This window comes from Burkholderia sp. Ac-20384, from assembly GCF_017104605.1.
In the GTDB taxonomy this organism is placed as follows: domain Bacteria; phylum Pseudomonadota; class Gammaproteobacteria; order Burkholderiales; family Burkholderiaceae; genus Burkholderia; species Burkholderia lata.
Genome location: NZ_JAAGPE010000319.1, coordinates 1 through 9,854 on the forward strand (window position 1 = coordinate 1; position 9,854 = coordinate 9,854).

Below are 9,854 nucleotides of genomic sequence, written 5' to 3' on the forward strand. Positions count from 1 at the left end.
CGTCGCATGGGCCGCACGCGCGCAACGCGACAGCGCCCGCGCGGGTCCGGCCCGCGTGGGCGCGAGAATCGCGAGCCTCGGCTATGCGGTGCCGGGCACCGTGCTCGCGATCGGCCTGCTGATCCCGTTCGCGGCGGCCGACCGGCTGTTCGGCGCGGTGCTCGGCCTCGACGGGCTGCTGCTGATGGGGTCGGCCGCTGCGCTCGTGATCGCCTATACCGTGCGCTTTCTCGCGATCCCGGCCGGCAGCATCGAAGCCGGCCTCGCGCGTATCCCGCCGTCGCTCGAACAGGCGTCGCGCTCGCTCGGCGAGACGGCCGGCGGCACGCTGCGCCGCGTGCACCTGCCGCTGCTGCGGCCCGCGCTCACGACGAGCGCGCTGCTGGTATTCGTCGATGCGATGAAGGAATTGCCGGCGACGCTGCTGCTGCGTCCGCTGAACTTCGACACGCTCGCGACCTGGCTGTATGCGGAAGCCGCGCGCGGCACCTACGAGGAAGGCGCGGTCGCCGCGCTCGCGATCGTGCTGGCCGGGCTGGTGCCCGTGATCCTGCTCGCCCGCACCCGCCACAAGATCGGAGCCTGACACCGTGAACCTGCTCGAACTCGATGACCTCTGCCTCGCGTACGACACGCCGCACGGCCGCCGCACGGTGGTCGACGGGCTGAGCCTTGCACTGCCGCGCGGCGACATCGGCTGCCTGCTCGGCGCGTCCGGCTGCGGCAAGACCACCGTGTTGCGCGCGATCGCCGGCTTCGAACCGGTGCGCATGGGGCGCATCGTGCTGGACGGCGCGCCCGTCGCGGCGCCGTCGCTCGACGTGCCGCCCGAGCGGCGCCGCATCGGCATGATGTTCCAGGACTACGCGCTGTTCCCGCACCTGAGCGCGGCGGACAACGTCGCGTTCGGCCTGCGGCGCATGCCGAAAGCCGAACGGCGCATGCGCGTCGCGGAGATGCTCGATCTTGTCGGCCTCGCCGATTCCGGCAGCGCCTATCCGCACGAACTGTCGGGCGGCCAGCAGCAGCGCGTCGCACTCGCGCGTGCGCTCGCGCCGTCGCCGGAGCTACTGCTGCTCGACGAGCCGTTCTCGAATCTCGACGTCGATACGCGCGAGCGACTCGCGTTCGAACTGCGCGACATCCTGAAACGCACGGGCCACACCGCGATCCTCGTCACGCACAACCAGGCCGAAGCATTTGCGATCGCCGACCGGATCGGCGTGATGAAGGACGGCCAGCTCGCGCAATGGGATACGCCGTACGCGTTGCATCACCATCCGGCCAGCCCGTTCGTCGCGGATTTCGTGCGGCGCGACGCGCTGGCCGACGAACGCGCGCGTGCACTGGCGCGCGGCCGCTGAACTCGCGGGCGCGATGCGCGCCCGCGTCGTTTCATTGCCGCGCTTCGTTGCCGCCTTTCGTTGCCGCGTCAGGCCGGCTCCGCAAGATCGCGCACGGGCAGCGCGGTCGAATACTTGATCTGCTCCATCGCGAACGACGAGCTGACGTCGAACAGCGGCACCGCGCGAATCAGCTGCTTGTAGACGCGGTCGTAATCGTCGATGCCGGCCACCACGACGCGCAGCAGGTAATCGGTCTCGCCGCTCATCCGGTACACCTCGACCACTTCCGGCATGTCGCGCACGGCCTGCGTGAAACGCTGCGCCCATTCCTCGGTGTGCTGGTTCGTACGGATCGCGACGAACACGGTCGTGCCGACCCCGAGCTTGCGCGGATCGCACAGCGCAACCTGCGCGCGAATCGCGCCGGTTTCCTTGAGCCGCTGCACGCGCTTCCAGCACGGCGTCTGCGACAGGTTCACGCGCTGTGCCAGTTCCGCGATCGGCAGCGTGGCATCCGCCTGCAACAGCTCCAGCAGCTTGCGATCGATGGCGTCCATTTCTCCAGTCCCTCGTAGATAGAAATTTATTCTATTCATCCTGCACAACGGGGAACAATATGGAAACGGCTTCACCGCGTCGACCGGTATAAATACCGATCCGGCACCCGCTCGAAACGAACGATGCTGCCGGTACGCGGCATGCACCAAATGAAACAGGCGATCCCGCCCGTGAAGGTGGAATCGCCCGTGGTTCCTGCACGTCGCAGCCGGCCCGGCGCCTGCGCGCCACTGGCCGGCGCACCGCTCAATACGCGACCGTCGCGATCTCGCGCACGAAGCTGTCTTGCTCGAGCGCGTCGACGAACGCGATCGCGTAGTCTTCCGCCGAGATCTTGCTGTTGCCTTGGGCGTCCACGATCAACTTGCCGACGCCCGTGCGGAACGTGCCCGTGCGCTCGCCCGGGGCGATCAGCGCGGCCGGCGCAAAGAACGTCCAGTCGAGATCGCCGACCGTCTTCAGGTAGTCGAACGCGTCGCGATGCGCGAGTGCGACCGCCTTGTACGCTTCAGGGAAACCTTCGCTGTCGACGAGATGCTTGCCCGGTGCGACTTCGAGCGAACCGGCACCGCCCACCACCACGAGCCGCTTCAGCCCGGCCTGGCGCGCGCCGGCGACCAGCGCCTTCGCCGCCGCGACAACCTTCGCTGCATCGTCCTGCTTCGGACCGTACGCGCTTGCGACGACATCATGGCCCGGCAGCGCGGCCGCGATGCTGGCCGCGTCGAACAGGTCGGCCGCCTTCGCGGTGATGCCCTCGCCGGCTGCACCCGGATTGCGCGACAGCGCGGTCACGCGATGGCCGCGTCGTGCGGCTTCTGCGGCGATGCGCGAGCCGATCGTGCCGGTGGCGCCGAACAGCGCGATATTCAAAGTACGTTGCGTCATATCGATTCTCCAGTAAGAAAAATATGTAACACATTTAATTACATATAAGACCGAAAAAAACGGGGCAAAGCCCCCGTTGCGCCGGTCGCCGCGCCTCTCGCGCCGTCCGGCTTCCTGCCCTGCCGCCGGTCACCCGCCGGCGCGTGCCGCCTGTTGCGTGCGCTGCTCCAGATCCAGCACGTCGGCCGTGACGTCGGCCAGCGTGCGCGTGCCAAGCGATGCTTCCATCGCACGCTGAGCGTCGCCGATGTAGTCGATCAGCGCGCCCTGGATGTGCCGCCCGACGAGACACGCGGGATTCGGCGCCTCACGGTGCAGCGCAAACAGTTGCGCATCGTCGACCGCACGATACACGTCGAGCAGCGTGATCGCGCCGGGCTCGCGCGCCAGCAGCGCACCGCCGCCCGCGCCCAGTTGCGACGTGGTCAGCCCTGCGGCCGCCAGCATCGACAGCAACCGGCGGATCAGCGCCGGATTCGTGTTCACGCTGCCCGCGATGATGTCGGACGACAGCGGCACGCCTTCCTGCATCGACAGCAAGGCAAGCACGTGGACGGCAAACGCGAACCGGCTGCTGGTATTCATTCCTGACTCACTTGACGACGCCGGCCCATCCTGCGGCCGGCGACATGTGTAACTACTATAATTACATTTCGCGGATTATGCAAGCCCGCGTCACTCTCCGCTCGCGGGCTTGGCGCCCGACGCGTTCTGCTGGCTCCACTGCTGGAGCTTCTTGCCAGCTTCGGCGATCTTCGCGCCGGCTTCGGAAGCCGCATGCGCGACGACCGCGGACGCGGCCGCGTCGATCTGCGCCTGCGCGGCGGACGCGAGGCCGCTCGCGGACAGCGGCGGCACGGCCGACGCCGCGGACGCGATGCCGGCCTTCGCGGCATTGAGCTGCTGGTTGACGGTGCTCGCCACCTGGTCGAGCGCCTTGGCCGCGTTGTTCGCGGCATCGGCGGCCGCACTCGCGGCCGTATCGGGTTGCGTGACCGGCGTACTGGACTTCTCGCAGCCCGCGAGCAACAGCAGCGCACCGGCGGCCACGGCCACCAGTACGGACCCGGGCACGCGACGCGCCCGCGTTGTCTTCATGTTCATCAGCAATCTCCGGCCGCGCGTCGCACGGCCTTGTGGTTGGACCGACGTCGATGATACCGCCTGTGGAACAGGGCCAATCACGCACCGTCATTAAAAATGGCTTTCAATTTCGGACTCGTCTGATTCAATCGCACACGCGAGGACACTAAAGTGGGCACGCTTCAATCCGCTCTGGACGTGCCCCCTTTTTCTCATGGATTTCCTCATCGACTGGTTCATCGCCCTGGCCGCCGTGCTCGCCGCCACCCTGTTCCTGTGCCTGCGCGCGCCGTCGGCGCGCCGCCTGGCCGAATCCGGCCGCCCGCGCCGCGTCGCGTCCGCGCGCCGGCTCACGCAGGCCGTGATCGGCTTCTGGACGGCCGCGCTGATCGTCGCGGAAGGCATCCTCGGCCCCACTGCCGACGGCCAGTCGCTTGCGGGCTTCGCGGCGCTCGCATTTGCCGCGCTCGGGCTGACAACCGTCGCCGCATACTGGTCGGCGTGCGCGCTGCGGCTGCGCCGTACGCCGCCGCTGTTCCCGCGCCACTGACGCGCCGGAACGGTGCGCAGCGACGCACCGTCGCGCACCGTCGCGCACCACGACGCACCACACCGCACCAATCGGCACATCGCACGCACCAGTTCCGCACGCGCCGCACCACACGCGTGCAATCGGTATCACGTCGCACCCGCGCCGGCCGCGCCCCCTTCCCGTGCACGATTCACCGGATTGCCGCACCACACGGTGTCGAAGCACCAACTCCACGCAGCCGTTCACCAAGTTGGCTCGATACTTGCATTCCTTGCCCGTTTTTTGCGCAAGGAAGCCACGGCATGGATGGTCTGAAATCCGGCGTCGACACACTGTTCCTGTTGATCGGCGCCGTCATGGTGCTCGCGATGCACGCGGGCTTTGCATTTCTCGAACTCGGCACGGTCCGCAAGAAGAACCAGGTCAACGCGCTCGTGAAGATCCTGGTCGACTTCTCGGTGTCGACACTCGCGTACTTCTTCATCGGGTACACGATCGCGTACGGCGTCGAGTTCTTCGACGACATCGGCACGCTGTCGCAGCACAGCGGCTACGCGCTCGTGCGCTTCTTCTTCCTGCTGACCTTCGCGGCGGCGATTCCCGCGATCGTGTCCGGCGGCATCGCCGAGCGCGCGAAGTTCAATCCGCAGCTCGTCGCGACGCTGATCATCGTCGGCTTCATCTATCCGTTCTTCGAAGGAATCGCCTGGAACAACCGCTTCGGCGTGCAGGCCTGGCTCACGCACGCGTTCGGTGCGCCGTTCCATGATTTCGCGGGCTCCGTCGTCGTGCACGCGTTCGGCGGCTGGGTCGCGCTGCCGGCCGTGCTGCTGCTCGGCGCGCGCCACGGCCGCTATGCGAAGGACGGCCGGATCGCCGCGCACCCGCCGTCGAACATCCCGTTCCTCGCGCTCGGCGCGTGGGTACTCGCGGTCGGCTGGTTCGGCTTCAACGTGATGAGTGCGCAGACGCTCGACAAGATCAGCGGCCTCGTCGCCGTGAACTCGCTGATGGCGATGGTCGGCGGCACGCTCGCCGCGTGGATGGCCGGCCGCAACGACCCGGGCTTCACGTACAACGGGCCGCTCGCGGGCCTCGTCGCGGTGTGCGCGGGCTCCGACGTGATGCACCCGATCGGCGCACTGGTCACGGGTGCCGCGGCCGGCGCACTGTTCGTCGCGATGTTCACCTGCGTGCAGAACAAGTGGCGCATCGACGACGTGCTCGGCGTGTGGCCGCTGCACGGCATGTGCGGCGCGCTCGGCGGCCTTGCTGCCGGCGTGTTCGGCCTGCCCGCGCTCGGCGGTCTCGGCGGCGTGTCGTTCATGTCGCAACTCGTCGGCACGCTCGGCGGCATCGCGATCGCGACCGCGGGCGGCACGCTCGTCTACGGCGCGCTGAAAGCAACCGTCGGGCTGCGCCTCGATCGCGAAGCCGAGTTCGACGGCGCGGACCTGTCGATCCACCGCATCTCGGCAACGCCCGAACGCGATTGAGCGCCTGACGAACGTCCGACGCATTATTACGTTTTCAATTCAAAAAACTTTCATCTAGCGTCCTTACACTTCCGTCCAGTTTTCAATTTGCCTTCGCCGAGCTTGCTGACCGCCTGCCTCGCGAAGGCCATTCTTCCAACAACTGAAACTGGACACCACATGCCCGCGTTGCCCAATACTTCCCGTCGTCAGGCCCTGAAGATCCTCGCCGGCGCGCCGATGCTTCCGCTTTCCGGCCTCGCGCTGCCGGCCCTGCTGACGGGTTGCGGCGGCGACGACAATCCCGCGTCGACGCCGGCCCCGGTCGCCGCCGCGTACACGTCGGCGACGTTCTCGGCGATGGCCGCGCCCACGCTCGACAACGCGGCCGCGATGGCCACGACGACGGTCGGCTCGACGCTGTCGGTGTCGTTCTCGGACGGCTCGGCACGCAACTTCAAGCTGGCGTACCGGCCGTTCTTCGTGACGGGCGACCTGGTGCCCGACGGCAAGGGCGGCACGACGCTCGCGGGCGGCTACTACGACATCAACAACCAGCCGATCATCGATCGCTCGGTTGCCGGCAAGGAGCGCCAGTTCTATTCCGACTGCCCGGACGGCAGCTCGCTGCTGACGCTGAAGAACGCGAACGTGCCCGGCGTGAAGGGCAACACGGTGTTCGCCGTCGTGCAGTTCGAATACACGACCCGCGACCAGGCCAGCGCATCGCAGTACGGCCAGTTGCCGTCGCCGATCGCGGTGCTCACGCTCGACCAGGATCCGGCCAACGGCGCGCTGAAGGTCGTCAAGTACCACAACGTCGACACGTCGAAGGCGCACGGCCTGTGGATCACGTGCGGCGCGAGCCTGTCGCCGTGGGGCACGCACCTGTCGAGCGAAGAGTACGAACCCGACGCAACGAAGGTCGCGACCGACGCGCAGTTCAAGGCGTTCAGCAAGAACACGTTCGGCGGCGAGACGAAGGCGAACCCTTACCACTACGGCCACCTGCCCGAGATCACCGTGAATCCGGACGGCACCGGCACCGTGAAGAAGCACTACTGCCTCGGCCGCATCTCGCACGAGCTGATCCAGGTGATGCCGGACCAGCGCACCGTGATGATGGGTGACGACGCAACCAACGGCGGCCTGTTCATGTTCGTCGCCGACAAGGCGGCCGACCTGTCGGCCGGCACGCTGTACGTCGCGAAGTGGACGCAAACGTCGTCCGCCGGCGCGGGCACCGCGACGCTCACGTGGATCAGGATCGGCCACGCGACGAGCAGCGAGATCGAAGCGCTCGCGAACACGCTGAAGGCGTCGGACATCATGGACCTGACGACCACCGACCCGAACGATGCGAGCTACACGAAGATCCACTTCGGCGGCAAGTTCAACTGGATGCGTGTGAAGCCGGGGATGGAAAAGGCGGCCGCGTTCCTCGAGACGCACCGCTACGCGGCGCTGCTCGGCGGCAGCATGGGCTTCACGAAGCTCGAAGGCACGACCGTGAACGCGAAGGACAAGATCGTCTACACGGCGATGTCGCGGATCGAGACGTCGATGGTCAAGGGCAATGCGGTGTCGCGCGACGTCGCGGTCGACAAGAAGATCGCCGCGGGCGCCGTCTATGCACTGAACCTGAAGGGCAGCCAGCGCGACACGACGGGCAGCGCGATCGACAGCGAATGGGTGCCGGTCGACATGGGCGCGCCGGCCGCGCTGGTCGGCGAGGACCTCGCCGCCGCCGACGGGCTCGGCAACCTCGCGAACCCGGACAAGATCGCGAACCCGGACAACCTGAAGTTCTCCGAGAAGCTGCGCACGCTCTTCATCGGCGAAGACTCGGGCATGCACGTGAACAACTTCCTGTGGGCCTACAACGTCGACACGAAATCGCTCACGCGCGTGCTGTCGTGCCCGGCCGGCGCCGAATCGACGGGCCTGCACGCGGTCGACGAGATCAACGGCTGGACGTACATCATGAGCAACTTCCAGCACGCGGGCGACTGGGAATCGCCGCTGCACGACAAGGTCAAGCCGACGCTCGATCCGCTCGTGCGCGCGAACTTCAAGGACCGCTTCGGCGCCAGCGTCGGCTACCTGACGGCCGAGCAGACCAGCATCAAGCTCGCGAAGGCCTGACCGGACCACGCGAGGCGGGCCTGCGCCCCGGCCAGGCCCCTTTCTTCATCACCGTTCATTCGTCGGCGCTCCACGCCGTTTGATGCGCGATGCCCACTGCGGGCATCGCGCTTTTTTTTCGCCGGCGCACATGCAAAGCGCGCGCGCAAACAGCGGCCGCCTGCGTTCAAACAGGGGGTTTCGACGATCGGGGGATAATACGGGCCTGACGCGTCCGGGCGGGCGAGCAGAAAGACGGGCAAAAAAAAGCGCCACGGAGACCGTGGCGCTAAAAAAGTTCTAGCCATTCCGAGGGCCGTGCTAGAACCTGAGAGACTGCGCGAAACATCGTTGCCGGTTAAACTCTTGAAACGATGTTTCGAAAACGTGAGACATTCTTTCCGTTTCCGCCCGACAAGTCAAGCGGTATTTGCACCGGTTCATGCACTTTCTGGCAACGCTCATTTGAGCGTTTTCCTAATAAACCAAGGGTGAACCCGTAAAATATCATCCAATGACCGGTTCGCCAGCAGAACATGCATCCTTTGACAATACTCCTACAATACCAACAAAATTGAAATCGAGTTTCGGAATTAGAGAGAATCCCTCGTGTCGACAACTGTAACCCATCCCGCGTCGCGGGACCGTGAATCGTCGCCCGACGAGATCACCGCCCTCGCCCGCGGCCTCGCCGTGCTGCGCCGCATCGCGGCGGCCGACGCGCCCGTCAGCAACCGCGAGCTGACCGAACTGACCGGTATCCCGAAGCCGACCGTCTCGCGCATCACCGCGACGCTCGTCAGCGCCGGCTTCCTGTTCCAGTTGCCCGACAGCGAGCGCTTCGTGCTCACCGCGTCGGTGCTCGAACTGAGCCACGGCTTCCTCCGCAACTTCGACATCCGCGCGCGTTCGCGGCCGTTCATGATCGAACTGGCCGAACGCACGTCGCTGTCCGTGCACCTCGCGGTGCGCGACCGGCTCGACATGGTCGCGATCGACGTGATCCGGCCGCGCTCGGCCGTGCTCGTCACGCGCCTCGAAATCGGCTCGCGGATGGACATCGCGCGCACCGCCGTGGGCCGCGCGTATCTCGCCGCACTCGAGGAAGACGAACGCCGCCTGTTGCTCGAGTCACTGCGCACCACGGCGGGCGACGACTGGCCGCATGTGTCCGCCCGCCTGAACCCCGCGCTGGACGACGCGATGCGCGACGGCCACGCGATCGCGATCGGCGAATGGCGCGAGGGCCTGAATGCCGTCGCGGCCGGTTTCGTCGGCCCGTCGGGGCAGCGCTATTCGGTGAATTGCGGTGGCGCGTCGCACCAGTGCCCGCCCGAATGGCTGCACGAACACGTGGTGCCCGCGCTGCACGAATGCATCGCGAAAATCACCCGCGAGATCGGCGGCGCACCGGCTCGCCGCATCAGCGTGTAATCGTTTCGTCATCGTCCTGTCGCGTTCTGTAACGACCGTAACCCGTTGAAAGATAGACCACTGGACTGTAACGGGGACGGGACGTAGGATCATGCCCATCGTCGCGCCGCACTCGCGGTGCGCACCGCTCTTTTCCCGCGCAGACCGGCGGGGGCCCGGACCGAGCCGGGCGCCCCCTCCCGGCACCGCTCGCCCACGCGCAGCCCAGCAGTCCGATTTCCGGCCCGCCGCGCCGTCTTCCTGACAGAACACGATGGATAACGAACAAAAGCCCACGCCTCCTTCGAAAGATCCCGCGTCCCCCGCCGCGCGGCGCCCGCGCCGCACGCTGATGGCCGGCGCGCTCGCGGTCGTCGTCATCGGCGGCCTGCTGTGGTGGCATCCGTGGAATCGCACGCCGGCGGCCGGCAGTGC

General features: G+C 66.9%; 10 protein-coding genes and 1 pseudogene. 7 read left to right on the forward strand and 4 right to left on the reverse strand.

Annotated elements, in window-relative coordinates; genetic code table 11:
• Together G3O00_RS35530 and G3O00_RS35535 are read left to right on the forward strand one after the other, a co-directional pair.
• A partial coding sequence (locus tag G3O00_RS35530) for an ABC transporter permease subunit (protein ID WP_206145780.1) occupies nucleotides 1-586 on the forward strand: 586 nt, incomplete at its 5' end.
• 4 nt (nucleotides 587-590) lie between these two features.
• Nucleotides 591-1,364, forward strand: a complete 774-nt coding sequence (locus tag G3O00_RS35535) for an ABC transporter ATP-binding protein (protein ID WP_174934874.1) — start codon at nucleotides 591-593, stop codon at nucleotides 1,362-1,364.
• Between the two features lie 68 nt (nucleotides 1,365-1,432).
• Here the strand turns inward: G3O00_RS35535 and G3O00_RS35540 are convergent, their stop codons facing one another.
• The 4 genes from G3O00_RS35540 to G3O00_RS35555 all read right to left on the reverse strand — a co-directional run bounded on the left by G3O00_RS35540 (nucleotide 1,433) and on the right by G3O00_RS35555 (nucleotide 3,896).
• Nucleotides 1,433-1,903, reverse strand: coding sequence for an Lrp/AsnC family transcriptional regulator (locus G3O00_RS35540; RefSeq protein ID WP_011351482.1), 471 nt, complete (start codon nucleotides 1,901-1,903; stop codon nucleotides 1,433-1,435).
• Nucleotides 1,904-2,150: 247 nt separating this feature from the next.
• Nucleotides 2,151-2,792 (reverse strand): NAD(P)H-binding protein, encoded by a 642-nt coding sequence (locus tag G3O00_RS35545; protein WP_206145781.1) that lies wholly within the window; start codon nucleotides 2,790-2,792, stop codon nucleotides 2,151-2,153.
• Nucleotides 2,793-2,921: 129 nt separating this feature from the next.
• Nucleotides 2,922-3,377 (reverse strand): Rrf2 family transcriptional regulator, encoded by a 456-nt coding sequence (locus G3O00_RS35550; RefSeq protein WP_089472448.1) that lies wholly within the window; start codon nucleotides 3,375-3,377, stop codon nucleotides 2,922-2,924.
• Nucleotides 3,378-3,467: 90 nt separating this feature from the next.
• Nucleotides 3,468-3,896: a hypothetical protein gene (locus G3O00_RS35555; RefSeq protein ID WP_206145782.1), complete on the reverse strand. Its 429-nt coding sequence runs from the start codon at nucleotides 3,894-3,896 to the stop codon at nucleotides 3,468-3,470.
• A gap of 193 nt (nucleotides 3,897-4,089) precedes the next feature.
• Here G3O00_RS35555 and G3O00_RS35560 point away from each other — a divergent pair, with 193 nt between their 5' ends.
• The 5 genes and pseudogenes from G3O00_RS35560 to G3O00_RS43630 form a co-directional block, all read left to right on the forward strand.
• The gene (locus G3O00_RS35560; protein ID WP_206145783.1) at nucleotides 4,090-4,425 is read left to right on the forward strand and encodes a hypothetical protein; all 336 of its coding nucleotides are present in this window, start codon (nucleotides 4,090-4,092) and stop codon (nucleotides 4,423-4,425) included.
• 284 nt (nucleotides 4,426-4,709) lie between these two features.
• Nucleotides 4,710-5,903 carry an ammonium transporter gene (locus tag G3O00_RS35565; RefSeq protein WP_011351477.1) on the forward strand — a complete coding sequence of 398 codons (1,194 nt, stop codon included), beginning with the start codon at nucleotides 4,710-4,712 and terminating at the stop codon, nucleotides 5,901-5,903.
• A 159-nt stretch (nucleotides 5,904-6,062) separates the two neighbouring features.
• Nucleotides 6,063-8,027 carry an alkaline phosphatase PhoX gene (locus G3O00_RS35570; protein WP_206145784.1) on the forward strand — a complete coding sequence of 655 codons (1,965 nt, stop codon included), beginning with the start codon at nucleotides 6,063-6,065 and terminating at the stop codon, nucleotides 8,025-8,027.
• Nucleotides 8,028-8,615: 588 nt separating this feature from the next.
• Nucleotides 8,616-9,440, forward strand: coding sequence for an IclR family transcriptional regulator (locus G3O00_RS35575; RefSeq protein WP_174934866.1), 825 nt, complete (start codon nucleotides 8,616-8,618; stop codon nucleotides 9,438-9,440).
• A 253-nt stretch (nucleotides 9,441-9,693) separates the two neighbouring features.
• A pseudogene (locus G3O00_RS43630) lies at nucleotides 9,694-9,854 on the forward strand (multidrug transporter subunit MdtA); the annotation flags it as partial.